Raw genomic sequence first — 24,133 nt, forward strand, 5'->3', positions numbered from 1 at the left:
TAACAATGGACTAATTTTAATTTCTAAAATAACTTATGGGGAAAGCTTTTTTTTGTTTAGGAGGGATAGATTTTGATGTGGAAACCAAAATAAAATTGGTATTACATACTCTTAAAGATAGTTGATTTTGATTTTATCAACAAAAATAACTCTGTAAAATACTGCAGATATGCACTGTGAATAGGGGCTATTATTGAGTGTTTTGATTAATTATAGCAGTCCCCTTGCTTTAATTTCTAAGTACTTATTGATAGTATTTATTGTTAAGTTTTCTGGTTTGGTAAGGATGGTCTGTATTCCATGTTTGCGAAGCTCGTTTACAATGAGCTTTTTTTCATATACAAACTTCTCGGCTATGGTTTTTTCAAATATTTGTTGGGTGGTTTGAGCTTTTTCAGCTACAAAGTGATTGAGTTCTGTATTCTCAAAGAAAATAACCACTAATAAGTGTTGTTTTGCGATGGCCTTTAAATAGGGGAGTTGTCTTTCTAAAGCATCCAAGGTCTCAAAATTGGTATATAGTAATAGTAAGTTTCTGTGGTTAATATTTCTTTTTATATCTGCGTATAATAGGCTGTAATCACTTTCAACAAAATTGGTCTTTATATTATAAAGAGTTTCTAAAATAAGGTTCATTTGCGAGCTTCGTCTATCTGCAACCACCCTATTTTCTATCTTGTTGCTAAAGGCAAACATGCCTGCTTTATCTTGTTTTTTTATGGCAATATTGGAAATTACCAAACTGGAATTCACCGCATAATCTAATAGGCTAAGCCCTTCAAAAGGCATTTTCATTACACGTCCCTTATCTATTATAGAATATATGGGTTGAGATCTTTCGTCTTGAAACTGATTTACCATCAGTTGTCCCCTTTTAGCCGTTGCTTTCCAATTAATATTTCGGATGTCGTCGCCTTGTACATAGTCCTTAATCTGCTCAAACTCCATGGTATGGCCAATTCTCCTTATCTTTTTTAGACCATATTCAAACAGCCGATTCGTAAAGGCCATAAGATTATATTTGCGTAATTGAAGGAAAGAAGGGTACACCGGCACTTCCTGTTGGTTGCTAAATGTATATTTTTTAGCCACTAGTCCTAGAGGAGAGCTAGCAAAAACATTTAAATTCCCAAAAGCATATACCCCTCTTTCTGTGGGGCGTAGCTGATAAGTATATCGTTTTTTCTTTCCCTTTCCTAGTGAGGATAGAATTCTAAAATCCCGTTTTTGAAATTGAAGGGGAAGCTCATCTATAATTTTAATCCCTACAGGAAATAAATAAGAATTAGAGAGCGAGATTTCAATTTCATTCTCATCTCCGTTCGATAATTTTTCTGGGATTATACGCTGTCCCAAAAGCACTCCTTTTGATGCAAACAGGAGGAGGAAATCGACCATAGATGCCAAAACAAAAACAAAAAACAACAGTTTAACCACTCCCATCAGATCAGGAAAGATAAAGGACAATAGAAATCCTATTACAATTCCTGTAAGGACGATAAAAAATCGTTTCTCTAAATAGGTGTTTTTAATTATGCTTTTCAAAATAGACTGCTGTTTTGGAAATAAATTTCTTTTACTCTTTTACCTTGGTATTTCCATGGTTTCAATGATTTGTTCTATCACCTTATCAGGAGTAAGTCCCTCCATTTCCCTCTCGGGTGTTAATATTATACGATGCCCTAAGATTGCGGGGGCTACCTTTTTTATATCATCTGGTGTAACAAAATCGCGTCCGTTTATAGCCGCCATAGCCTTGGAGGCATCCATAATAGCAATAGAAGCCCTAGGGGATGCTCCAAGATATAAATTGGCATTTACCCGCGTATTATTCACAATGCCGGCTATATACTTCATCAGATTTTGTTCAATTATTATTTCCTTTATGATATCCTGATAAGCGGCAATCTGTTCGGCAGTAAGGATGGGTGTTATTTGATCTTCTGCCACCTTATTTTTTTGCTGGTGCTTGTTTTCAAGGATTTTAATCTCTTCTTCCAAGGAAGGATAGTTGACCTTTATTTTGAAAAGGAATCGGTCTAATTGCGCTTCGGGCAATCTATAAGTACCCTCTTGTTCTATGGGGTTCTGGGTGGCAAAGACTAAAAATGGGGCTTGCATTTGATATTCTTTTGAGTCTATGGTGATTTGCCGTTCTGCCATGGCCTCAAATAAAGCAGCCTGGGTTTTCGCTGGAGCCCTATTTATTTCATCGATCAAAATAATATTGGAGAAAATGGGACCTCTTTTAAACTCAAATTCTGAGGTTTTTACGTTAAAAATAGAGGTTCCTAAAATATCACTAGGCATTAAGTCTGGTGTAAACTGAATTCTACTAAAATTTACGTTCATTGTTTTTGCCAAGAGTTTTGCGGTAACCGTTTTTGCCACTCCTGGTACCCCTTCAATTAAAGAATGTCCGTTTGCTAGGATAGAAATTATTAAAAGCTGAATCATATCTTGCTGACCAACAATTATTTTTCCTAGTTCGGACTTAATTTGGCTCACGGAGTTCTGTAATTCTCCTAGGTCTATTCTATTTGTAAACTCCAAAGGATTGCTGCCTTCTTCTTTTGTTATTTCTTCCATGCTTATTTTTTAAATTGATCTATTTTTTTATTCAAGCTGATAAGATCTTGCTCGGTGTGCTGATTTTTATTTTTTAAGTGAATTAGTAGATCGAGCATCGCCTTGGTTTCGGAAATAGATTTTCCTGATCTGCCCGATAGGTCGCTCACCGCCTTATCATTTAATTGTTGTGTGTTTATATAAAAATGACTCCTTAAATATTCTAGAAAGTAATTGATTTTCTTTGCAATTAGGTCACTGTAATCTTTATTTTCAAAATAGATTCCCCCTACAGTTCTTGCAAAATCGATGGAGGAATTTTCTAAGGGCTTTATTATTGGAATAATACGTTGTTCCCTTTTGGCTTTAAAGAGCACAAAGATTAAAATTCCGCTTATGCCTAAATAGTAGGCCCATTTTAATGCAGGTTGATTTAGGACAAATCGCATAGGGGAATCTATAATTACCCTCCCTGCTTTCTTATAATTATCCCAATAAACCGTTGCGTTCTTTAAATAAGAAAGCGAATTGCCAACATAATCTTCATTGCCACCAAGCATATAATAATTGGTAAAGGCCTGTGGGGTAGTATTGAGGTAAAAATTACCTTCCCCAAATTTCACACGGATAAAATTGGGGCGCTTTACCTTATTTCTGGTGGACACTTCCATTATTCCTTTTTTTTCTAGGAAAGAAATATGTCCTAAAACCGTAGTGTTAAGAGTATCTACAGAAGTGAAATGGGTATTATAAAGTCCACGAGTTAAAGAGTAATCTACTTTTGGGAAAATAGGATTCGTCAGCTTAATTTGCATAGTATCTTCTTGGATAGTATATAAGGACTCGACCTTTATGTTTAAGGTATCCGAAAGATAAGCCCCAAAACTAGTGGCAGCAATAAAAGCATCATTTCCAGATTGCACGTAGCTAAGGAGTTGGTTAGTTTCTTGCTTATCCAATTCTAGGGAGTTGTTTATTAAGAGGTAATTGGTAGTATTGGTGCTGTCTATAGTAGATAAGGTATTGTACAAACTTTCATTTACCGTAATAAGCTTTTGATCTGGAAATAATTGTGGCAATTCTTCAAAGAGAACATAACAACCAAAGGGTATCTTATCGCTCTTGGTGTAGGAAGGGCTCCAATTAACCGGTTTCGGTCGTACTATTTCCGTTACAATAATACCCAACAGCACGGCAATAAATATCCCGACGATGATTTTAGATCGCTTATCCATTGCTGTCAAGTTTATTAATTAGGTCAAATTTAACTTGAGCGGCTACATACCTTTGCTCATCAATCTCTTGTTCCCCGTACCATACATAATCATATAAATAGGAAATCTCCTTAAATACCGATTTAATGTCGGGTAGGCTTATTTCATTCTGGTAATCCTGATTGGTTTTTTCGTACTGCCAAACAATAATTTCCTTTTTAGATAACGTTTTTAAGGCTTTTAAATACTGGTAGCGTATGGCGGATCTATAGTTGTTTTGGGATAGTGCAGTTGCCAATAAGGTGTCTAAATCAATATTCTCTATGTGTTCTTCGGATAGGTCTAGATTGCCAAAGGAGGTTGCTTTCTTACTGAAAATAGCAGATGCTTGTTCCCCTGTTAAAAACCGAACCAAAAGATAAATTGCTAATAATCCCAGTAGGATATATATAATAATTTCTAGCACGTGTGCGGTTCCTGAGGGAAGATCTATTCCAAATACCCTTTGTAGCCAATCTGATAGCCATGTGAAAAACCGCGCTAGCAGGTTTTGAGATTCTCCATCGCCAACATCATAATTAAAGTTATTCCCACTATACCGTTCGTTTAAATCTCTTTTGAAATTCCGTGGAACAATAGGGGTGTTGTGATCCTCGGCTAAGGCAAGGGTATCCCTATTCCTCTGAGAAAATCCTAAGGAATAACTAAATAAGGCGAAAAGAGTATATCGTGTTTTTATCAAAGGTCAGAGCTTCCTATTTGGTCTATTTTACTTCTAGTATGTAGGTTGTGTGTTTTTTCGTGCAAGGAATAATATAAGATTCCGTTTACAAACTGTGATAAGCATTGCGAATATACCATTAGTATTAGCAGTACGCAGGTACCTAGCGTATATACTATAGTAGGGACAATGGAGCCTGCAAGTTCTACATTATTCTGCACTACGTGAAAGGTATAGATCCCTATAAGAATTCCAGGAATCATAAGAACAATTAAAAATAACATTCCGATTAAGAACCCAAGTATAAAATTTACTCCTACAGCTCTCCAGAAATTGTTAGAGACTAAATTCCAACCTTCACCAAGGGCTTCTATTACGCCAGCTTTTTCTTTGAGCATGGCAAAAAATGATACACCCACCCATGCCATAAAGAAATATTGGATTATATATTGGGCAATCATTCCTACTAATGGGATGAAAGTTAGAATGGCAGCGAGCATCATAAACCCAAAAAAGACTAATATTATAATGAGGATAAATACGATAATATTTCCCATATTATTCTTAACCATCCCCCATACTTCCGATTTATCGAAGTTTTGACCTTCTTTTTCTTCGTATTTAATCATATAGGCGGTGCTGAGGCTGTAATTGAGAATAGCTACTACTATGAAAATTAAAAAGAACAAGATTCCGCCGGTAACAAAATAAGAAATAGAATTCTGTTCGTTGGCAGCAAAATTACTCCCGAATAGATTTTCGTTGTTGGCAACAAGCGCAAATACACCGGATACCATCAGGTAGCTTACAATTAGTAAGCCTATGAGGAAAATGCCATTATAGCTTAAGAATATATTGGTGAACTTTTTAATATTAGTTTTAAAGAAATCAAAATACAACGAAATAATATCGCCAAATTCCCGATTTATTTTAAGCTCGATGAAGTTGTTTTTCTTGTCGTTCATACTTTTGGTTTAATAAGATTGGGTATATAATATAATAGTAAATAATAAGGAGCAATGACGCTCCGATAATAGTAAACGCTAGCCAAGGGGACATATTGGAATAACGGGTTATAAAACCTTCAATGAACCCAGCTATGATAAAAAATGGGATGGTACTCACCACTACTTTTAGTCCGTCTTTGGCCCCTTTCATAAAAGAAACCCTTCTAGAAAATGTTTTAGGAAAAAGAATGCTATTCCCCATAATGAGCCCTGCACAGCCCGCAATTACAATTACTGATATTTCTATTGTTCCGTGTAGCCATATTTGTTTATTAGCCTGAAAAAATACTTCTTGGGTATAGAAGAAAGTAATAAAAGAACCTAGCATAACCCCATTGCTAAATAGAATATACATGGTGCCAATACTTGTAATAACTCCAAAGGTAAAAGCTAAAAACGCTACTCTTATATTGTTTATGGTAATCCCTAAAAACGTTCCAATTTCACTACCTCCTTTGTAAATAGCTGTAGGGTCTCCTTTGGCAATATTATTAAGAGTTTCGTTTACATAGGCATCCCCAAGGATTAATCGTACAAAAGTATCATCGTAAATAGTAGAGATACTTCCTATTGCCGTTGCTACAGCAAATAGCAAAAAAGCGATGGCTAGGGTGGGGTGATATTGCCGGAAAAACAAAGGAAATTCTGTTTTCCAAAAATCAACAACCCTATTCCGATGTTCTTTTTTGTTTTTATAAATCTTTTGGTGTGCTTGAGAAGCAAGGGAATTTAAATATAGCAAAGTCTTACTTTCAGGGTAATAAGTCTGCGCATAAGCGAGGTCATTGGTAAGCTGAATGTAACCATTGGCAAGTTGGTCTGGGCTTATTTGGGAATTTAAATTGATTGCCTTTTCAAATGCTATCCATTTTTCCTTATTTTGCCTCACAAAAGCAGCTTCACGCATAGTGGAATTGTTGTTAAAAAAATAAAAATAGTACTAATATGTCCAACCTTCAAATCAATACAACGCAAAATGTTAATATTGATTATAAAATTGTGGGTATTGGGGAGCGGATTATTGCATTTTTAATAGATGCATTTCTATTATACCTCTATGCCATATTGGTACAATACATCGGTTCTGCTATTGGCTTTGTGTTTGATGATAGTTGGACGCAAATGGGATTGACGAGCTTAATTTTCTTGCCAGCTATGTTTTATAGCTTGCTAATGCACAGTCTGTTTAACGGACGTACAGTAGGGAAGATGGTAATGAAAATTAGGGTAGTACGAGTAGATGGAACTCCTGTACATTGGTCTAATTTAATAGTGCGTTGGATGCTTCGTTTTGTGGATATATGGCTGTTTTTTGGTTCGGTAGGGATATTGACGATTTTATTCACGGACAAAAAACAACGATTAGGTGATGCAGCTGCTGGTACTGTTGTTATAAGTACTAAAAACAAAGTAAAGGTTTCACACACCATCCTAGAGGAAGTGGAAGAAACCTATGTTCCTACCTTTTTAAATGTAACTTTGCTTACCGATAAGGATATCAGACTCATCAAGGAAACGTATCATATTGCTATGAAAAGTGGTGATTATAAAACTATGAAGGTCTTGCGGGATAAGGTAGAGGGGCTTCTAAACACCAATTCTGACCTTTATGACACTCAATACCTGAATACCGTTCTAAAGGATTATAATTTTTATACCCAAAAAAGCTAGTTATGATGCATTTTATTTTTGATATGATAGGCACTGTTGCTTTTGCAGTTTCTGGAGTAATGGTGGCTATGGATAAAAAACTAGATCTTTTTGGGGTGTTTATCATTGCTTTTGTAACTGCTGTAGGAGGTGGTACTTTAAGAGATTTTTTAATTGGTGATACTCCGGTGTTGTGGTTAAAAGATCATACGTACCTATATACTATAACAGCAATTACTATCCTTGCAATTCTATTGCGTAGCAAGAAAAAATATGTACGTACCTCCCTATTTTTATTCGATAGTATTGGTATAGGATTTTATACGCTTTTAGGAATTGCAAAAGGCCTTAGTGTAGGTTTGTCTCCTGTAATGTGTATTGCACTAGGGACCATTACCGCTTGTTTTGGTGGAGTAATACGGGATATACTTTGTAATGAAATCCCAGTAATCTTTAGAAAAGAAATTTATGCCACGGCCTGTATTTTTGGGGGACTAAGCTTTTTCTTAATAAGAGAGCTTCCAATTAATGAATTGTATGCAGATATTGCTACTATTCTCCTTGTAATCGGTATTCGTTTATGGGCAGTTAAATTTAAAATATCACTACCCAATATTTATCGTAGCTTTAATACTACAGAATAGAACCTGAGGAAAAAGATAGCCCTATAAGTTAATTGGAGCTTTTTGTTACTTAATTATTTCTGCTTTTTCGATCTTGATGTTCTGTGAAGGCCAATCTCCATCGTCTACTGGTTGACTGTTTATTTCATCCACTACATCCATTCCTTTTATCACTCTTCCGAATGGAGTGTAACCACCATCTAGGTGATAAGAGCCGGGCTTGGTTACTACAATAAAAAATTCGTAGGGTGATGCCAACATATGTGGGTTGTCTATTTCACTACTAGGCATAGATATAGTACCTCTATGGTGTTTATGCCCCTTACGGGTATCTGGGGGTAAAAGGTAGCGACCAATTTCACTTCTCTTTTTTGCAGTCTCTAGATTATCTGCATTACCTCCTTGAATAATAAAATTCTTTACCACCCTATGAAAGTAAGTATTATCAAAATATCCTTTTTTGGTTAGGTAGATAAAGTTGGCCTTGTGATAGGGTACGTTATCGTATAATTCTATTTCTATATCCCCGAACCTAGTGGTAAGTTTAACGGTATTTTCTGTAAGAGTTTTATTGTATTCATAAAAAAACTCTATGGCGTTGTCTTCAGTAAGAACAAATTCTTCTTCTTTATCTTCTTTTGTTTCCTCCTTAACTTTTGCATTTTGGGTTGCCGAGGTGTCTAATTCTACATTGTTATTGTGGTTTTCTTTATTTTTATCTGCAGGTTGTTCTCTACAACTAGAGAAAAAAAGTGTAATAATTATAGTGAAAAGTGAAAACGTTTTAAATGTCATATACTTTAGATTATTTTTACTAGCTTAATATGAGGTATTTCCTCATTTTAGTTTAATTACGCGAAAAATACAAAAATTTGAAATTGTGAATTTCAACGATTTTGCCAAGAGCATATCAAAAATAGAAAATCTTGAACTACCCGGTAGTGCATCTCATTATAAAATGATTCCTGCGTTTAGGCGTAAAGAGCTAGAGGATAATGGGTTATATAATGAGGATACTAGAAAGGCTGCGGTAATGGCACTATTTTATCCGGATAGGAGTTATAATACTAATCTTTTATTAATTTTAAGGAACACATATAAGGGGGTTCATAGTAATCAGATTGCTCTCCCAGGAGGGAAGGTAGAAAAAGAAGATGAAAATTTGCTCGCCACCGCATTAAGAGAAACAAATGAGGAGGTAGGTGCAGAACTAGATAAGATTAAGGTAATACGTCATTTGACGGATATATTTATACCTCCTAGTAATTTTCAGGTGACTCCCTATTTAGGGCTTTACAAAAAAGAGCGCCCATTTATATTGCAGAAAGAGGAAGTAGCGGCTTTGGTGGAGGTTCCTTTGTATGATTTTATGGATGATAGAAAAATTATTCATCAAAAATTAAGCACATCCTATGCTGATAATGTGGAGGTACCTGCCTTTAAATTAAATGGTTACACCGTTTGGGGTGCCACTGCCATGATGCTTAATGAAATTAAGGAGTTGTTTAAACAAGTGCTATAAAGTACTAATTTTGTAGTTTTGACTGTTAATTAATAAATATGGGCTTGTTTAAGAAAAATCCGTTTGGACATATTCTATTTTTAAAAAAATGGCTTATCCGCATTTTGGCGGTTATAACCCACAAAAGATATCGGGGGTTTAATACCTTAGAAATTGAAGGTTCCGAGATTATTAGAAACCTCCCAGATAGGAATGTACTTTTTGTAAGTAATCACCAGACCTATTTTGCAGATGTAGTAGCTATGTTCCACGTGTTTAATGCTAGCTTAAGCGGGAGGGAAGATTCTATTAAGAATTTAGGATACATCTGGCAGCCTAAGCTCAATATGTACTATGTGGCCGCTGCGGAAACTATGAAAAAGAACTTACTGACCAAGATTATGGCCTACGCTGGTTCTGTAAGTGTAGAGCGTACCTGGAGATCCGAAGGGAAAGAGGTGAAACGCCAAGTTAAAATGAGCGATATCTCTAATATTGGAAAAGCATTAGATGATGGTTGGGTAATTACCTTTCCCCAAGGAACAACAACTCCTTGGAAGCCATTGAGAAAAGGTACTTCTCATATTATAAAAAAATACAAACCAATTGTAGTTCCTGTAGTGATAGATGGCTTTAGAAGATCTTTTGATAAGAAAGGGCTTCGTGTAAAAAAGAAGGGAATTCTTCAGTCTATGGTTATAAAAGAACCCCTAGATATTGATTATGAGAATGAGTCTTTCGATTCTATAATAGAGAAACTAGAATACGCTATTGAACAGCACCCTTCTTTCATGAAGGTGATTTCTAAGAAAGATTTAATGGCCTTGGAAGAAGAAAATAAACAAAGGAAATTTAGGGTTTAAAATTCCATGCTTTTGAGTTCCTTATAGTTCTTATTCAATTTTTTTAATAGAATTCCGTATAGCAGAAAATAGATACACCCCATAACAGCAGTCACTATAGTCCCTAATAAAAGTACGGTGGCTATCATGGTGGTTTTTACCTTTGTAGGGTCAGCGTTATCTAGATTGTAATTGTATCCCATAGCATCTAAAGGATTGTCACTTAGATATATGCCTGCTGCCATAACTATATATGAAATAAAGATTAAGGAGAGGCAAAAAATGACGTAATATTTAACCGTTCTTCTAGTTTTTAGAATATTAGATAAGAGCTGTCTTGCATTGTCCAATGAGGAAATTTCCTTATATCTTTTATAAAATTGAAAAATAAAGAAAAGCACAACGGAATATTGTACAATGTTAGACACCAATAAAAAATTACCCAATCCTAGACCTTTCCAAATAGCTATGGTTTTAGACATAGCAGGTAAGAGGTAGAGCAAGTGAGGGAGCAAGAATTCTATTATGCTGATTAGGAAGATCCATTTTACAATAGAGGAGGACTTTTTCCAAATCATCTTATAAATTTCATCATAACCCAATTTGGGCATCTGATGCTCTTTCTTTTTCCAATCCCTTTTTAATAATTCTAGTTCATCCATTGCAATTAGGGATTTAAAATTGTTCGCAACTTATTTTTAATCCTATTCATTTTAACTCGTGCATTAACTTCAGATATACCCAAAGTCTCTGCAATTTCTGTGTAATTCTTGTCTTCTAAATAAAGGAATACTAACGCCTTATCTATGTCGCCCAGTTCTTTTAATGCATGGTACATTAATTTTAATTGCTGCTCTTCTGTAGGGTCGTATTCGTCTGCACTAATTTTAAAGGTTACCGACTCATAATCTATGGTAGGTACGCTTCTTTTTGACTTTCTATATAAGGTTATAGCGGTATTTAAGGCTACCCTATACATCCATGTGCTAAATTTGGATTCTCCCCTAAACTTTGGATAGGCCTTCCATAATTGGATGGTTATTTCTTGAAACAGATCATTATGAGAGTCACGATCATTAGTGTATAAAGTGCACACTTTGTGCACAATATTCTGATTGCGTTCTAGTTCTGTTACAAATTGATGCTCCAGGTCTTTGGTCACTTCCTATTTTTGAATGGTAGTCTGCTATTAGTAGTGCTAAAATAGTTTTTGTTACAACTATGGGCTACGAAAATTAATAATATTCCTATCTTCTAAAAAGGAGAAAAATTAGGGGCTTGTGAAAAGGCCGAATTTAACTTATTACTATATAATGTTAGTACTTCTATTTTATTCAAATATAGTTATTAGCAAACTTCTTATTCTTAGCTATTTCAGGAATGTTTAATTTTTCGCATATTTGATAATATGAATATTCCGAAATCTAATTACCCGAGGATAATAATTATAGGTGGTGGTTTTGCTGGCATTGCACTGGCAAAAAAGCTTAGTAGGAAAGAGGTGCAGGTTGTGCTTTTAGATAAGCATAACTACCACAATTTTCAACCCTTATTATATCAGGTATCTACTGGAGGGCTAGAACCCGATTCTATTGCCTATCCAATTCGGAAGATTTTGAAGGACTTTCCTAATTTTATATTTAGACTAGCTAATGTAGAGGAAATTCTGGCTTCTGAAAATATTGTAAAAACCAATATTGGAGATCTAGAGTTTGATTATTTGGTAGTAGCCACTGGTTCCGAAACTAATTATTACGGAAATAAAGAGATTGAGGTGAATAGTATGGCCATGAAGACCATTCCACAATCCCTCAATTTACGTAGTTTGATTTTGGAGAATTTTGAACAGGCATTACTCACGGATCAATATCACGAAAGGGACGCCTTAATGAATTTTGTAATCGTTGGCGCTGGGCCAACGGGAGTAGAGCTGGCTGGGGCCTTGGCAGAAATAAAAAAGGGAATTCTCCCTAAAGATTATCCAGACTTAGATACAAGGAGAGTGCAAATAAACCTTATACAATCTGGGGATCGCATCCTAAAGGAAATGAGCGATAAGGCATCTGAAAAAGCCGAGGAATTTTTAGAAAAGCTTGGGGTGCAGATCTGGAAAAATATGCGGGTCACCAATTATAATGGTAAAACGGTAACCACCAATACTGAGGATACCTTTGAAACTGCTACCTTAATTTGGACGGCAGGGGTAAAGGGAGTAGGAATAAAAGGATTGGATGATAAGGATTTGCTTGGCAGTGGTAATAGAATTATTGTGAATCAATACAATCAGGTAAAAGGATATTCTAATATTTTTGCAGTAGGAGATGTGGCTTGTATGCAGCAAGAAGATACTCCTTTTGGTCACCCTATGATGGCACAGCCCGCAATTCAACAAGGAAAACAACTTGGGGAAAATCTAGTGCGCTTATTGGAAAATAAACCTTTACAAGCCTTTGAGTATAAGGATAAAGGTAGTATGGCCACTATAGGGCGTAATAAGGCTGTGGTAGATTTAAAGAAAATAAGATTTCAGGGTGTTTTTGCTTGGTTTGTTTGGATGTACGTACACCTGTTTTTTCTTATCGGTTTTAGGAATAGGGCAGTAGTTTTTATAAATTGGGTGTATAATTATATTCGTTTTGATAGGGAAGCCCGATTAATTATAAGACCCTTCAATAGAAACTACGATGCTTTTAAAGATTAAGACTCCTATTCCTTCTTAGGTGAGGTCCCCTCTTTTATACTTATTTTCTAGGGTGGAACGCCTGCATTACTTCTCCTAAATGCACTCTATCTATATGGGTGTATACTTCCGTAGTAGTAATACTCTCGTGGCCTAACATTTGCTGTATGGCCCTTAAATCTGCGCCATTATTTAATAAATGAGTGGCAAAGGAATGTCTAAAAGTATGCGGACTAATAATTTTTTTTAATCCAATTATTTCTGCCAACTGTTTTACAATGGTGAAAATCATAGCCCTCGTTAATTTTCTACCTCTTCTATTTAAGAATAGAATATCTTCATTGCCTTTTTGGATGGGCATATGAACCCTTATTTCATTTCTGTAAATATTGATATATTTCTTATTGATATCGCTTATAGGAACAAAACGTTGTTTATCTCCCTTTCCAGTAACCTTTATAAAATCTTCTTCAAAATAAAGATCAGATAGTCTAAGCTCTAATAGTTCCGATACCCGAAGACCGCAGCCATATAGCGTTTCTAATATTGCTCTATTTCGCTCTCCTTCTGGTTTAGAAAGGTCAATGGCTTCAATTAGTTGATTAATCTCATCTACAGAGAGAGTGTCGGGGAGTTTTCTACCTATTTTTGGAGACTCTATAAGCTCCATGGGATTGTCTTGCCTATAGTCCTCAAAGATTAAATAGTTAAAGAAGCTTTTTAGCCCAGAAATGGTCCGCGCCTGTGACCTAGGGTTTACTTGTTGCGCCAATTCATAAATAAATCGTTGTACAGTTACTTTTGATATGTTTATGGGGGTGTCCGCAATATTCTTGGATTCTAAAAATTGAACGAGTTTTTCCATGTCTAATACATAACTGTTAATAGAGTTTTGAGACAGTCCTCGTTCTAACTTTAAATAGTGTTGGTAGTCTTGTATTGCATGTTTCCAATTCATAGGTTAAAGATAAAACGGATTTTTAATCTCTTAGAACTAATAGTTGTATTTGTTTTGGATGTAATTGAAAATTTTTAGATCACTTTCTATATTTGGGGATTGAATAGGTTTCTCCTATTTTCGTACTTTTAACTTAGTTTAAATTTCTAATTATGAAAAGAATTTTAGTAGTTGCCGTTTTGGCATTGTTTGGATTTAGTGTACACGCACAAGAAGGGTTTAAGGCAGGAGCAAATATTGGATTGCCAGTAGGTGATGCATCAGATTGGTCTGATTTTAGTATTGGCCTAGATGTTGCCCATCATTGGGAGGTTGCTGATAGCTTTTCTGCAGGGGTTGCAGCTGGTTTTACCAATGCCGTAACCAAAAAGATTGCGGGAGTAAAAATTGATGACGTTCAGTTTCTACCTATTGCTGCTTCTGGACGCTTTGCAGCTGGGGAAGACTTTTCTCTTGGTGCCGATATTGGATATGCTATTGGTATAAACGAAGGAAATGATGGAGGATTCTACTATCGTCCAATTGTTGGCTATAAAGTAGGATGGGATATGGAAATAAATTTATCCTATACCGGGATTAGTATGGATGAAAGTTCTTGGAACACAGTTAACCTAGGCGTTTTATTCACGCTATAATTTAATATTAACATAAATAGAGAGGACTAAAGATTTTTTTTAGTCCTCTTTTTTTATGGAATACATTTGACTACTTTTAACACATGAAAATTATCATTATTAACGGTCCTAATCTTAACCTTTTAGGAAAACGGGAGCCAGAGGTTTATGGCAAAACAACTTTTGAGGATTATTTTGCTGATTTGCAATTTAAATTTCAGGATGTTCAGCTAGAGTATTTTCAATCCAATTCGGAAGGAGAAATTATTACTAAGTTGCACGATTGTGGTTTTGAAGGCTATAAAGGGATAGTTCTTAATGCAGGAGCTTACACTCATACCTCAATAGCTATTGGAGATGCTATTAAAGGAATTACTACCCCTGTTATAGAAGTACATATAAGCAATACTTTTGCACGTGAAAAATTTAGGCACCAATCCTACATTTCGCCGGTAGCTAAGGGTGTTATCCTTGGATTTGGTTTAAAAAGCTATGACTTGGCTATAGAAAGCTTTAAGCATAAGTAAGGTTGCCGATTTGTAGTTTATAATGTAGCAATGTACCAATGTGCTAATGTAGCAATGGAACAATGTAGCAATGGAACAATGTAGCAATGTGCCAATGGTGCAATTTTAAAATGCATTAATTAGTTTATTGGGAAATACATTTGCCTAATTGAAACTAAGGGACATAGTTTCCATGTTTAAATGGTCAACCTATATTAGGGATGTGCACAATACTGCTCACTAATTACTGTTCACTGAATTCCGCGTTAGCTTTTGCAACGACATCCTTTTTTTGGCGTGGGAGTAGGAGCTGAAGCTGCTATTTTTTTTAAAGCCTAATGTAATGGAGTGTAATTCTGAAAAAGGAAGCCCTATGGGAGAGGAGAAAAAAAGATATAGTGGAAAGAGCGACCCGATAGGGGAACGCCCAACTTATTATAGATTACCTGCTAAGCCGGAGCGTTCTGTGTAATTAATAGTTATTGAGTTATATCTGTGACTCTAGCTAAAATTGCTAATAAGACAGGCAAACTTTGTTTAGAAAAGTTTGTGTTCTAGAGCTTATAAAAAATAAGGTTCCTATTCTAATATTGATACCTCAATAAAATTTTGTAATAAAAACTAAATGCTAGCCCGCAGCCAACATGGGCTTTAGGTATTTTTTGTCTATATAAAATGTCCCAAACGGAAGTAAGGAGGCTATGAATAGGATAGCGAACATTTTAAATCCCCATTTACGCTCTAAAGTTAAAAGGGCAGCTAGAGCAACATAGGCAATAAATAGAAACCCATGTGCATACCCTATATAAATATTAGGTTCTGGCATGTCTGCCAGATATTTTAACGGCATTCCAAGGCCAAAAAGCATTAAATAAGAAACTCCTTCAAGAATTGCTGTAATACTAAAAGTTTTTAACATGGGTGAAAAATTTTAAACGAACTGAACTTGTTGTGTTTTATAGTTAGCCCCGTTAAGTTTTAATACCTAACAGGGCTATTTTGTAACTAAGAAAAAGATTTTCCTAGGCCATAATTCTTATAAGTGTATTACTTCCCCGTATGCGTCGGCAACCGCTTCCATTACAGCTTCGCTCATAGTTGGGTGAGGGTGTACGGCCTTAAGAACCTCATGACCTGTAGTCTCTAGCTTTCTAGCAACTACTGCTTCAGCAATCATGTCGGTAACACCAGCGCCAATCATATGACATCCTAGCCACTCTCCGTATTTTGCATCGAAGATTACCTTTACAAATCCATCTTTAGCACCAGAAGCAGCAGCTTTACCACTTGCAGAGAAAGGGAATTTACCCACTTTAATATCATATCCTTTTTCAATCGCTTGCTTTTCTGTAAGTCCTACAGAGGCAATTTCAGGGGAACAGTAAGTACACCCAGGAATATTACCATAGTCCAAAGGCTCTACATGCATATCTGCTATTTTTTCTACACATAGAATTCCTTCAGCAGAAGCAACGTGCGCTAATGCTTGGCCAGGAACAACATCTCCAATAGCGTAGTATCCTGGAATATTGGTTTGGTAATAGTCGTTCACTAAGATTTTATCTCTATCTGTGGCGATTCCTACCTCTTCCAAGCCTATGTTTTCTATGTTAGATTTAATTCCAACTGCAGAAAGTACTAAGTCGGCTTCTAAAACTTGTTCTCCTTTTGCTGTTTTAACTGTAGCTTTTACTCCTTCACCAGAAGTATCTACCTTGGTAACTTCAGAAGAGGTCATAATTTTAATGCCTGCTTTTTTAAGGCTACGCTCTAACTGCTTAGACACGTCCTCATCTTCTACAGGAACTACATTAGGAAGGTATTCTACTACGGTTACCTCAGTTCCCATAGCATTGTAGAAATAGGCAAATTCTATTCCTATTGCTCCACTACCTACTACAACCATTTTTTTAGGTTGCTTATCCAAAGTCATCGCTTCGCGGTAGCCAATTATTTTCTTACCATCTTGTGGTAAGCTAGGAAGTTCTCTACTTCTTGCTCCAGTAGCAATAATTATATTTTTAGCGGAATATTCGGTCTCTTTACCATCTGCAGACTTAACACTAACTTTTTTGCCTGGTTTTAGAGTACCATAACCGTTAATGACCTCAATTTTGTTCTTTTTCATTAAGAATTGAACACCCTTGCTCATCCCATCGGCTACATTACGACTTCTTTTAACAACGGCTCCAAAATCTTTATCCACTCCTTCGGCAGATAAACCGTAGTCGCTTGCATGCTGTAGGTATTCAAATACCTGAGCCGATTTTAATAGCGCTTTGGTAGGGATACATCCCCAATTTAAACATACACCGCCTAGGTTTTCTTTTTCTACAATGGCAGTCTTAAATCCTAATTGGGAGGCTCTAATGGCGGTTACATAACCTCCTGGGCCACTACCTAACACAATAATATCGAAATTGCTCATCTATTTGTTTTTTGTGATAACTAAATTTTAAAGTGGCAAAGTTACAAAACCCTACCGAATTCCCACGGATGCCATTTCAAATTAATGCTAAATTTGATGAAGCTCTATTTGGGGCACTAAGAAAAGATAATCTAGGGGTTATGATTATTTTAAAAATACGATGTAAAAATCTGCTATTGGGCTGGTACAAATTTAAGGGCTGCTCCGTTTACGCAATGCCGTTTTCCTGTGGTCTCACTAGGACCATCATTAAAAACATGACCTAGGTGACCTCCACAGTTAGCACAGTGCTCTTCAGTGCGGGCATACCCTATTTTATGGTCCACATCAAAAGCCACATTCCCCTTAATTTCTCTATCAAAGCTTGGCCATCCGCTGCCAGAATCATATTTATGTTCACTTTTAAATAGCGCCGTGCCACAGGCTGCACAGGTATATACCCCTTTTTGCTTGTTGTGTAGTAACTCGCTAGATCCTGCAACCTCCGTACCCGCTTTTCGTAGTACATAGAACTGCATATCTGTAAGCTGCTCTCGCCATTCGGCTTCCGATTTGGTGATTTTAAATTGCTCTTTTTTTGGGGAGGTCTCTTTTGGGGACACTTCTTTTTCTTGAGAGGATCCTTTACATCCTATAAATACTAAGCAAATTATAAACAGTAATTTTTTCATGGTTTTCTAGTTATGATGATTTAGACGAATTAATTGGTACTTCCTTTCAATGGAGGTATGTTGAGTAGCGTACTTTTATTTAATAAAACAGGCCCTTGTTTTTGTTAAAAATCAAAGGCCTATTAGTTAATGAGGGGTATTATTTTATTTAAAAATGCTGTACATCCTTTTCTGTGAGTCCAAGGGTTTTCATTACCGCGTTAATATTAGATTTATCCATTTTGGATGATAAATTAACATCGGCAGGAATAATAAGTACCCTAAAAATCTGATTTGTTACAAGGTCGTTGGCTACAGAAGCAGCATCAAAATCTGGTTCAACATAAATCTTATAGTCGTTTTGCGTGAAATCAAAATTGTAATAAAGAAGACCTAGATCCGTAAAGAAAGGTTGTGGAAGTTGTCTCCAAACATCAAGTCCGCTATCTACTTCTTCTAATCTATATACCAAAATAGCGTCATTTTGGAAGAGTTCAATGTTATGTGCAGAGAAAGCTTCTCCGAATTCGTAGGTGTTAGCTTCTGTATTTAACGACAGGTCCACGTCAATTTCAAAGACAAGTGCTTCAAAAACAGAACCGTCTATCCCATCTTTACCATCCAATCCATCAAGGCCATCAAATCCAGGAGGTCCTGCAGGGCCTTCGCAGGCTATAAAAAATAATGCTACAAATGTTCCGAGAAGAATGCTGAGTTTTTTCATAATTATATTGTTAAGGGTTAATTGAAATATGCGTTTGTTGTTTATTGTAAATTATTCAAAAAGCGTTCCATTTTTTATATTTATACTTGCAAAGTAAGTATTTTATAAGAATAAGTAGACAGCAATGTGGATAGCGCTTGCTTAAGTTACTTATATTTGAACTAAATAATTCAATCATGACCAAGGTAGTACCCCATAGTTTATTTTCCGATTTTGATATAGACTTGTTTAAATCGGGTAAGCATTTTAAGCTTTACGAGAAATTAGGATCACACGTTATAGAAGTAGATGGTGTTAAAGGAACTTATTTTTCCGTTTGGGCACCCACAGCAAGAACAGTGTCCGTTATAGGAGATTTTAATAGTTGGGACGACTCTAAGCATCAGCTATATGTACGTTGGGATGGAAGTGGAATTTGGGAAGGTTTTATTCCCGAGCTAACTACGGGTACTCTATATAAATATCGCATCCATTCTAATAACCACGGTGTAGTTACTGAAAAGGCAGATCCATTTGCTAAAAGCTGTGAGCACCCTCCTAAAACTGCCTCCATAGTTTGGGATGCCTCTCATAAGTGGAAAGATGAGGAGTGGATGGACAGTAGAAAGGAAAAGAATGCCCTGGATAAACCCTATGCGGTTTATGAAGTGCATTTGGGATCTTGGAAGAGGAAAGCCGATAACCAATTTATGTCTTATAGAGAACTGGCTGTTGATTTAGTAGAATATGTGAAGGACATGAATTTTACTCATGTAGAATTTATGCCCATAATGGAATATCCTTATGATCCTTCTTGGGGATACCAGCTAACCGGCTATTTTGCACCAACTTCAAGGTTTGGGAAGGCAGAGGATTTTAAATTCTTGGTAGATACCTTGCACCAAAATAATATAGGGGTAATCTTAGATTGGGTACCATCTCATTTTCCTGAAGATGCCCATGGATTAGGATTTTTTGATGGGTCTCATCTTTATGAACATCCAGATAGAAGAAGAGGATATCATCCAGATTGGAAGAGTTTAATCTTTAATTATGGGCGTAACGAAGTACGGGCCTTTTTAATTAGTAATGCCATGTACTGGTTAGACCATTACCATATAGATGGACTTAGGGTAGATGCTGTAGCTTCAATGCTCTACCTAGATTATTCTAGGGAAGAAGGGGAGTGGGAGCCTAATATATATGGGAATAATGAAAATTTGGAAGCTATTTCCTTTATTCGGGAACTAAATGAAACCGTGTATTCTAACTTTGAAGGCATTCAAATGATTGCTGAAGAGTCCACCTCATTCTCTATGGTCTCAAAGCCTGTGAACATGGGCGGATTAGGATTTGGGATGAAATGGATGATGGGATGGATGCACGATACTTTAGAGTATTTTAAAAAAGACCCTCTTTATAGGAGATTCCATCAAAACGATCTTACTTTTAGTGCTACTTATGCCTTTACGGAGAATTTTATGCTCCCATTCTCTCACGATGAGGTGGTGTATGGCAAACAATCCTTATTGTATAGAATGCCAGGGGACGAATGGCAGCGATTTGCAAATCTAAGATTGCTATTTGGTTATATGTACACCCATCCAGGAGCTAATCTAATTTTTATGGGAGGAGAATTTGGTCAGTCTTCCGAATGGAATTTCCAGAAAAGTTTGGATTGGCATTTGCTGGAATACGATTTTCACAAAGGGGTGCAAAGTTTGGTAAGGGATTTAAATTCCTTGTATAAGGATTACCCTGCGCTTCATGAGAAGCAATTTAGTGCTGAAGGTTTCCAATGGATAGATTATGGGGATCATGAAAATTCGGTTCTGACCTATATTAGAAAAGGGCATGATATAGAGAAAGATATTTATATAGCGTGTAACTTTACACCTAACCCCAAAAAGAAATATAGGGTAGGGATGCCTGTAACAGGATCCTTGAAAGAAATATTTAACAGTGACGCTTTAAAATATGGTGGTTCTGGACTAGAAAATGGAACCCTTAAAACAACAAAGACACCGTGGCATGGATATAAAAACTCTATAGAAATTACCATACCACCACTTGGAGTGGTAATTTTTTCACAATAAAGGGTGACTATTGTGCTTTGCGTAGTTAATTAATAAATAGAAAGGAATGTGTTTTTTAATTCATTCATAATCAAAGGTGCATGATCACTAATACTGAACTAGAATACAAAGGGAATTTATACCCTGATTTAATTGTTGATTTTAACAGGGTTGGAGATAAATTATACTTCACTACCAAGAACGGGGTTATACTTGAGGTGACGGTTTTGCGAGATAGTGTATTTAGATTCAGGTATGCAACCGATAGGATTTTTGAGCCCGATTTCTCCTATGCCGTAAACACAAATGCTAGTCTTGGTTATAATCATTTAGAGGTAGAGGAAACGGATACAGAGTATTTGGTGTTCACCTCAAAGCTTAAATTATTAGTAGACAAAGCGACCTTAAGGACACAAATCTCGGACCTCACTGGTTTTATTATCTGTGAAGATGAACTTGGTTTTCATTGGGAGGAAAATTACGAGTACGGTGGCAATAAGGTGAAGATGAGTAAAATTACTCAAGCCACGGAAAGCTTTTACGGGCTTGGAGATAAGGCTACACACAGTAATTTAAAGGGGAAACAGGTAAGTAATTGGGTAACGGATCAATATGCCTATGGTAAGGATCAAGACCCGCTTTACAAAGCTATTCCTTTTTTTATAGGACTCCACCACGAACAGGCGTACGGTATTTTCTTTGATAACACCTTTAAGACGCATTTCGATTTTGCTCATGAACGAAGGAATGTCACTAGCTTTTTTGCAGACGGAGGGGAGATGAATTATTATTTCTTCTATGGCCCTACATTTGCTCAGGTAGTTAGAGGATATACAAATTTTACGGGCACTCCAGAATTACCTCCTATGTGGGCTATGGGGTACCATCAGTCTAAATGGAGCTACTTTCCTGAAAGCAATGTTCGCGATTTGGCAGCGAAATTTAGAGACTTAAAAATTCCTTGTGATGGTCTTTATTTGGACATAGATTATATGGACGGATTTAGATGTTTTACCTGGGATAAAAAACATTTTCCCAATCCCAAAAAAATGATATCCGATTTGGAAAAAGACGGATTTAAGACCGTGGTTATGATTGATCCCGGAATTAAAATCGATAAGGATTTTTGGGTCTATCAGGAAGCTATAGAAAACGATTACTTCTGTAAGCGTGCTGACGGTGCTTATATGAAAGGAAAAGTATGGCCAGGGGAGTGTAATTTTCCCGATTTTACTAACCCAGAGGTTAGGGAATGGTGGGGGGAACTATATAAGGAGATGATTACCGAAATGGGAGTTCATGCCGTTTGGAATGATATGAACGAGCCCGCCGTAATGGAAGTGCCTACCAAAACTGCTCCTTTAGATACTAGACATAATTATGATGGTCATCCCTGTTCGCATCGTAAAGCCCATAATATTTACGGGATGCAAATGGTAAGAGCTACCTATGAGGGAATTAAAAAATATATTTATCCAAAGAGACCCTTTGTAATTACTAGGGCTGCCTATGCCGGTACACAAAGATACTCCTCTACTTGGACAGGGGATAATGTGGCTACATGGGAGCACCTATGGATAGCTAACGTTCAGGTGCAAAGGATGTGTATGAGTGGTTATTCCTTTGTAGGGTCAGATATTGGAGGCTTTGCAGAGCACCCTAGCGGAGAGTTATTTGCAAGGTGGATACAATTGGGAGTGTTTCATCCATTTTGCAGGGTTCATTCTAGTGGAGATCATGGTGATCAGGAACCGTGGTCCTTTGACGATGAGGTCACTAATATTGTCCGAGAATTTATTGAGCTTCGCTATCAATTGCTTCCCTATTTGTACACCATGTTTTACAAATATTCTAAGGAAGGTGTTCCAATGATAAAACCTTTGGTTTATTTTGACCAAGCAGATCCCCAGACTCATTTTAGAACGGATGAGTTTGTTTTTGGAGAACAAATTCTTGTTTGTCCCGTTCAGGAGCCTAACGCTCAGGGACGTAGAATGTATATTCCTAGGGGAACGTGGTATGATTATTGGTCGGATGAGGTGGTGCAAGGAGGAATGGAGAAATGGGTCGTTGCCGATATAGACAGAATACCGGTTTTTGTAAAAGAAGGCGCTATTATTCCAAAATATCCTGTTCAACAATATGTGGGAGAGCTAGAGATTAAAGAGCTGGTTTTAGAAGTGTACTATAAAAATGGGGTGGAAACTTCCACAGTTTATGAAGATGCACAGGATGGTTATGATTATAAAAAAGGAAGATATAGCCTTCGGAACTTTAACTTTAGAGGTAAAACGGACGAGTTAATCATTCAGCAATTTAAAGATGGAACTTATATTACTCCTTATGAAACCTTTAAAATAAATTTTCACGGGCTTCCCTTTAAAATTATGGAAGTTTGGGTAGATAGTGAATTAATAGATATAAAGGACCTTAAGACAAACGAGAACAATAATATTCATATCAGCAAAGATTTTACTGTATTGCACATTCTAGGAGCGTAATATTTTTGTAATTTTCGGCAATAAATACCATATAAAAATGAAAAAAGTAATTCTTATAATAGCCGTTTTTTTTGGGGTGTTGGCCTGTAAGACCAATCCATTTACAGGACAGAAAGTTTTAAACTTTTATGGAAATAGTCAGATTTTTCCAACTGCTTTTGCGCAATATGATCAATTTTTAGGAGAACATAAGGTGGTTAAAGGGACCACAGAATCTAAAATGATTGTAAAAACAGGACAGCGAATTGCTGCAGCAGCAGAACGTTGGTTAACAGCAAATGGATACCCAGGATATCTTAAAGATTATAAATGGGAATATAATCTTGTAGATGATAAAACTGTAAACGCCTGGTGTATGCCAGGAGGAAAAATTGTATTCTATACAGGAATCCTACCTATTTGTCAGACAGAAACTGGGATTGCTGTAGTAATGGGTCACGAAGTGGCTCACGCTCTGGCTGACCATGGTGCTCAGCGTATGAGTGCGGGTACCTTACAACAATTAGGTGCAGTAGCAGGAAATATAGCCATTCAGGATCCTGAAAAACTCAATTTATTTAATCAGGCTTATGCGGTTGGCTCGCAAGTAGGAGTTATGCTTCCTTTTAGTAGAAGTCACGAGACTGAAGCTGATCGTATTGGTTTGCAGATTATGGCGATTGCTGGTTATAACCCAGATGAAGCCGCAGAACTGTGGAAACGAATGAAAGCACATGGAGGAGCTGCTCCGCCAGAGTTTTTAAGTACCCACCCTTCAAACGAAACTAGAATTCAGAATCTGACAGAATGGGCTCCTTTAGCTAAAAAAGAGGCTGCTAAGTTTGGAGTAACTAGTTTTCAATAAAGAATTCTAGTGTATACTATTTTTAAAATAATTATTGGGAGCCGTTCT

Annotated in this window: 25 protein-coding genes; 11 read left to right on the plus strand and 14 right to left on the minus strand. The window is 36.5% G+C overall.

Annotated features, from left to right (window positions below; translation table 11 throughout):
• Positions 1–210 precede the first annotated feature (210 nt).
• From H344_RS0106985 to H344_RS0107010, 6 genes are read right to left on the minus strand one after another with little or no spacing between them, the layout of a single operon-like run.
• The gene (locus tag H344_RS0106985; protein WP_026809661.1) at positions 211–1,545 is read right to left on the minus strand and encodes a DUF58 domain-containing protein; all 1,335 of its coding nucleotides are present in this window, start codon (positions 1,543–1,545) and stop codon (positions 211–213) included.
• A gap of 39 nt (positions 1,546–1,584) precedes the next feature.
• Positions 1,585–2,589: an AAA family ATPase gene (locus H344_RS0106990; RefSeq protein ID WP_026809662.1), complete on the minus strand. Its 1,005-nt coding sequence runs from the start codon at positions 2,587–2,589 to the stop codon at positions 1,585–1,587.
• A 2-nt stretch (positions 2,590–2,591) separates the two neighbouring features.
• Positions 2,592–3,803, minus strand: coding sequence for a DUF4350 domain-containing protein (locus H344_RS0106995; protein ID WP_026809663.1), 1,212 nt, complete (start codon positions 3,801–3,803; stop codon positions 2,592–2,594).
• On the minus strand, positions 3,796–4,524 hold the full coding sequence (locus H344_RS19815) for a DUF4129 domain-containing protein (RefSeq protein WP_051254168.1): 729 nt from the start codon (positions 4,522–4,524) through the stop codon (positions 3,796–3,798). The genes H344_RS0106995 and H344_RS19815 overlap by 8 nt, the downstream gene beginning before the upstream one ends.
• Positions 4,521–5,468: a hypothetical protein gene (locus tag H344_RS0107005; RefSeq protein ID WP_026809664.1), complete on the minus strand. Its 948-nt coding sequence runs from the start codon at positions 5,466–5,468 to the stop codon at positions 4,521–4,523. Before H344_RS0107005 ends, H344_RS19815 begins: the two co-directional genes overlap by 4 nt.
• Positions 5,434–6,417 carry a stage II sporulation protein M gene (locus tag H344_RS0107010; RefSeq protein WP_026809665.1) on the minus strand — a complete coding sequence of 328 codons (984 nt, stop codon included), beginning with the start codon at positions 6,415–6,417 and terminating at the stop codon, positions 5,434–5,436. The genes H344_RS0107005 and H344_RS0107010 overlap by 35 nt, the downstream gene beginning before the upstream one ends.
• A gap of 38 nt (positions 6,418–6,455) precedes the next feature.
• Here H344_RS0107010 and H344_RS0107015 point away from each other — a divergent pair, with 38 nt between their 5' ends.
• Together H344_RS0107015 and H344_RS0107020 are read left to right on the plus strand one after the other, a co-directional pair.
• Positions 6,456–7,181, plus strand: coding sequence for an RDD family protein (locus tag H344_RS0107015; protein ID WP_026809666.1), 726 nt, complete (start codon positions 6,456–6,458; stop codon positions 7,179–7,181).
• 2 nt (positions 7,182–7,183) lie between these two features.
• Positions 7,184–7,804, plus strand: coding sequence for a trimeric intracellular cation channel family protein (locus H344_RS0107020; protein ID WP_026809667.1), 621 nt, complete (start codon positions 7,184–7,186; stop codon positions 7,802–7,804).
• Positions 7,805–7,849: 45 nt separating this feature from the next.
• Here the strand turns inward: H344_RS0107020 and H344_RS0107025 are convergent, their stop codons facing one another.
• Positions 7,850–8,578, minus strand: a complete 729-nt coding sequence (locus H344_RS0107025; protein ID WP_026809668.1) for a peptidylprolyl isomerase — start codon at positions 8,576–8,578, stop codon at positions 7,850–7,852.
• Between the two features lie 85 nt (positions 8,579–8,663).
• Here H344_RS0107025 and H344_RS0107030 point away from each other — a divergent pair, with 85 nt between their 5' ends.
• Complete coding sequence (locus H344_RS0107030) at positions 8,664–9,305, plus strand: NUDIX hydrolase (RefSeq protein WP_026809669.1); 642 nt, start codon at positions 8,664–8,666, stop codon at positions 9,303–9,305.
• A 38-nt stretch (positions 9,306–9,343) separates the two neighbouring features.
• Positions 9,344–10,147, plus strand: a complete 804-nt coding sequence (locus H344_RS0107035) for a lysophospholipid acyltransferase family protein (protein WP_026809670.1) — start codon at positions 9,344–9,346, stop codon at positions 10,145–10,147.
• On the opposite strand, the gene H344_RS0107040 is transcribed toward H344_RS0107035, so the two are convergent.
• Together H344_RS0107040 and H344_RS0107045 are read right to left on the minus strand one after the other, a co-directional pair.
• Positions 10,144–10,788, minus strand: coding sequence for a hypothetical protein (locus H344_RS0107040; protein ID WP_026809671.1), 645 nt, complete (start codon positions 10,786–10,788; stop codon positions 10,144–10,146). The genes H344_RS0107035 and H344_RS0107040 overlap by 4 nt on opposite strands.
• A 5-nt stretch (positions 10,789–10,793) precedes the next feature.
• On the minus strand, positions 10,794–11,288 hold the full coding sequence (locus tag H344_RS0107045; RefSeq protein ID WP_026809672.1) for an RNA polymerase sigma factor: 495 nt from the start codon (positions 11,286–11,288) through the stop codon (positions 10,794–10,796).
• Positions 11,289–11,534: 246 nt separating this feature from the next.
• Between H344_RS0107045 and H344_RS0107050 the strand changes: the two genes are divergently transcribed.
• Positions 11,535–12,827 carry an NAD(P)/FAD-dependent oxidoreductase gene (locus H344_RS0107050; protein ID WP_026809673.1) on the plus strand — a complete coding sequence of 431 codons (1,293 nt, stop codon included), beginning with the start codon at positions 11,535–11,537 and terminating at the stop codon, positions 12,825–12,827.
• A gap of 40 nt (positions 12,828–12,867) precedes the next feature.
• Here H344_RS0107050 and xerD read toward each other — a convergent pair whose 3' ends face one another.
• The gene (xerD, locus tag H344_RS0107055; RefSeq protein WP_026809674.1) at positions 12,868–13,764 is read right to left on the minus strand and encodes a site-specific tyrosine recombinase XerD; all 897 of its coding nucleotides are present in this window, start codon (positions 13,762–13,764) and stop codon (positions 12,868–12,870) included.
• A 152-nt stretch (positions 13,765–13,916) separates the two neighbouring features.
• Here xerD and H344_RS0107060 point away from each other — a divergent pair, with 152 nt between their 5' ends.
• The 3 genes from H344_RS0107060 (at position 13,917) to H344_RS22280 (ending at position 15,356) form a co-directional block, all read left to right on the plus strand.
• Positions 13,917–14,399 carry an outer membrane beta-barrel protein gene (locus H344_RS0107060; protein WP_026809675.1) on the plus strand — a complete coding sequence of 161 codons (483 nt, stop codon included), beginning with the start codon at positions 13,917–13,919 and terminating at the stop codon, positions 14,397–14,399.
• 83 nt (positions 14,400–14,482) lie between these two features.
• Positions 14,483–14,905, plus strand: coding sequence for a type II 3-dehydroquinate dehydratase (gene aroQ / locus H344_RS0107065; protein ID WP_026809676.1), 423 nt, complete (start codon positions 14,483–14,485; stop codon positions 14,903–14,905).
• Between the two features lie 322 nt (positions 14,906–15,227).
• Positions 15,228–15,356, plus strand: a complete 129-nt coding sequence (locus H344_RS22280; protein WP_262482275.1) for a hypothetical protein — start codon at positions 15,228–15,230, stop codon at positions 15,354–15,356.
• A 156-nt stretch (positions 15,357–15,512) separates the two neighbouring features.
• Here H344_RS22280 and H344_RS0107075 read toward each other — a convergent pair whose 3' ends face one another.
• The 4 genes from H344_RS0107075 to H344_RS0107090 all read right to left on the minus strand — a co-directional run bounded on the left by H344_RS0107075 (position 15,513) and on the right by H344_RS0107090 (position 18,686).
• On the minus strand, positions 15,513–15,803 hold the full coding sequence (locus H344_RS0107075) for a DUF3817 domain-containing protein (RefSeq protein WP_026809677.1): 291 nt from the start codon (positions 15,801–15,803) through the stop codon (positions 15,513–15,515).
• 117 nt (positions 15,804–15,920) lie between these two features.
• Entirely contained in the window at positions 15,921–17,312 is a 1,392-nt protein-coding gene (gene lpdA, locus H344_RS0107080) for a dihydrolipoyl dehydrogenase (RefSeq protein WP_026809678.1), read from the minus strand.
• A gap of 173 nt (positions 17,313–17,485) precedes the next feature.
• On the minus strand, positions 17,486–17,983 hold the full coding sequence (gene msrB, locus H344_RS0107085; protein WP_026809679.1) for a peptide-methionine (R)-S-oxide reductase MsrB: 498 nt from the start codon (positions 17,981–17,983) through the stop codon (positions 17,486–17,488).
• A 148-nt stretch (positions 17,984–18,131) separates the two neighbouring features.
• A complete protein-coding gene (locus H344_RS0107090) occupies positions 18,132–18,686 on the minus strand; it encodes a collagen-like protein (RefSeq protein ID WP_034256299.1) in 555 nt (184 codons plus the stop codon).
• A 176-nt stretch (positions 18,687–18,862) separates the two neighbouring features.
• Between H344_RS0107090 and glgB the strand changes: the two genes are divergently transcribed.
• From glgB to H344_RS0107105, 3 genes are all read left to right on the plus strand, one after another.
• On the plus strand, positions 18,863–20,761 hold the full coding sequence (gene glgB / locus H344_RS0107095; RefSeq protein WP_026809681.1) for a 1,4-alpha-glucan branching protein GlgB: 1,899 nt from the start codon (positions 18,863–18,865) through the stop codon (positions 20,759–20,761).
• Positions 20,762–20,841: 80 nt separating this feature from the next.
• Positions 20,842–23,241, plus strand: coding sequence for a glycoside hydrolase family 31 protein (locus H344_RS0107100; protein ID WP_026809682.1), 2,400 nt, complete (start codon positions 20,842–20,844; stop codon positions 23,239–23,241).
• 37 nt (positions 23,242–23,278) lie between these two features.
• Positions 23,279–24,085 carry a M48 family metallopeptidase gene (locus H344_RS0107105; protein WP_026809683.1) on the plus strand — a complete coding sequence of 269 codons (807 nt, stop codon included), beginning with the start codon at positions 23,279–23,281 and terminating at the stop codon, positions 24,083–24,085.
• Positions 24,086–24,133: the final 48 nt, after the last annotated feature.

Origin of the sequence: Arenibacter latericius DSM 15913 (assembly GCF_000424985.1) — a bacterium.
Classification (GTDB): domain Bacteria; phylum Bacteroidota; class Bacteroidia; order Flavobacteriales; family Flavobacteriaceae; genus Arenibacter; species Arenibacter latericius.

Excerpts from the sequence above, each read along its gene's own strand:
- aroQ (WP_026809676.1), top strand. The coding sequence starts at position 14,483 with ATGAAAATTATCATTATTAACGGTCCTAATCTTAACCTTTTAGGAAAA.
- H344_RS0107010 (WP_026809665.1), bottom strand. The coding sequence starts at position 6,417 with ATGCGTGAAGCTGCTTTTGTGAGGCAAAATAAGGAAAAATGGATAGCA.
- H344_RS0107060 (WP_026809675.1), top strand. The coding sequence starts at position 13,917 with ATGAAAAGAATTTTAGTAGTTGCCGTTTTGGCATTGTTTGGATTTAGT.
- H344_RS0107075 (WP_026809677.1), bottom strand. The coding sequence starts at position 15,803 with ATGTTAAAAACTTTTAGTATTACAGCAATTCTTGAAGGAGTTTCTTAT.
- glgB (WP_026809681.1), top strand. The coding sequence starts at position 18,863 with ATGACCAAGGTAGTACCCCATAGTTTATTTTCCGATTTTGATATAGAC.
- H344_RS0107050 (WP_026809673.1), top strand. The coding sequence starts at position 11,535 with ATGAATATTCCGAAATCTAATTACCCGAGGATAATAATTATAGGTGGT.
- H344_RS0107005 (WP_026809664.1), bottom strand. The coding sequence starts at position 5,468 with ATGAACGACAAGAAAAACAACTTCATCGAGCTTAAAATAAATCGGGAA.
- xerD (WP_026809674.1), bottom strand. The coding sequence starts at position 13,764 with ATGAATTGGAAACATGCAATACAAGACTACCAACACTATTTAAAGTTA.
- H344_RS0107090 (WP_034256299.1), bottom strand. The coding sequence starts at position 18,686 with ATGAAAAAACTCAGCATTCTTCTCGGAACATTTGTAGCATTATTTTTT.
- H344_RS0107025 (WP_026809668.1), bottom strand. The coding sequence starts at position 8,578 with ATGACATTTAAAACGTTTTCACTTTTCACTATAATTATTACACTTTTT.
- H344_RS0107020 (WP_026809667.1), top strand. The coding sequence starts at position 7,184 with ATGATGCATTTTATTTTTGATATGATAGGCACTGTTGCTTTTGCAGTT.
- H344_RS0106990 (WP_026809662.1), bottom strand. The coding sequence starts at position 2,589 with ATGGAAGAAATAACAAAAGAAGAAGGCAGCAATCCTTTGGAGTTTACA.
- msrB (WP_026809679.1), bottom strand. The coding sequence starts at position 17,983 with ATGAAAAAATTACTGTTTATAATTTGCTTAGTATTTATAGGATGTAAA.
- H344_RS0107040 (WP_026809671.1), bottom strand. The coding sequence starts at position 10,788 with ATGGATGAACTAGAATTATTAAAAAGGGATTGGAAAAAGAAAGAGCAT.
- H344_RS0106995 (WP_026809663.1), bottom strand. The coding sequence starts at position 3,803 with ATGGATAAGCGATCTAAAATCATCGTCGGGATATTTATTGCCGTGCTG.
- H344_RS0107100 (WP_026809682.1), top strand. The coding sequence starts at position 20,842 with ATGATCACTAATACTGAACTAGAATACAAAGGGAATTTATACCCTGAT.
- H344_RS0107035 (WP_026809670.1), top strand. The coding sequence starts at position 9,344 with ATGGGCTTGTTTAAGAAAAATCCGTTTGGACATATTCTATTTTTAAAA.
- lpdA (WP_026809678.1), bottom strand. The coding sequence starts at position 17,312 with ATGAGCAATTTCGATATTATTGTGTTAGGTAGTGGCCCAGGAGGTTAT.
- H344_RS0107015 (WP_026809666.1), top strand. The coding sequence starts at position 6,456 with ATGTCCAACCTTCAAATCAATACAACGCAAAATGTTAATATTGATTAT.
- H344_RS0107105 (WP_026809683.1), top strand. The coding sequence starts at position 23,279 with ATGAAAAAAGTAATTCTTATAATAGCCGTTTTTTTTGGGGTGTTGGCC.
- H344_RS22280 (WP_262482275.1), top strand. The coding sequence starts at position 15,228 with ATGGAGTGTAATTCTGAAAAAGGAAGCCCTATGGGAGAGGAGAAAAAA.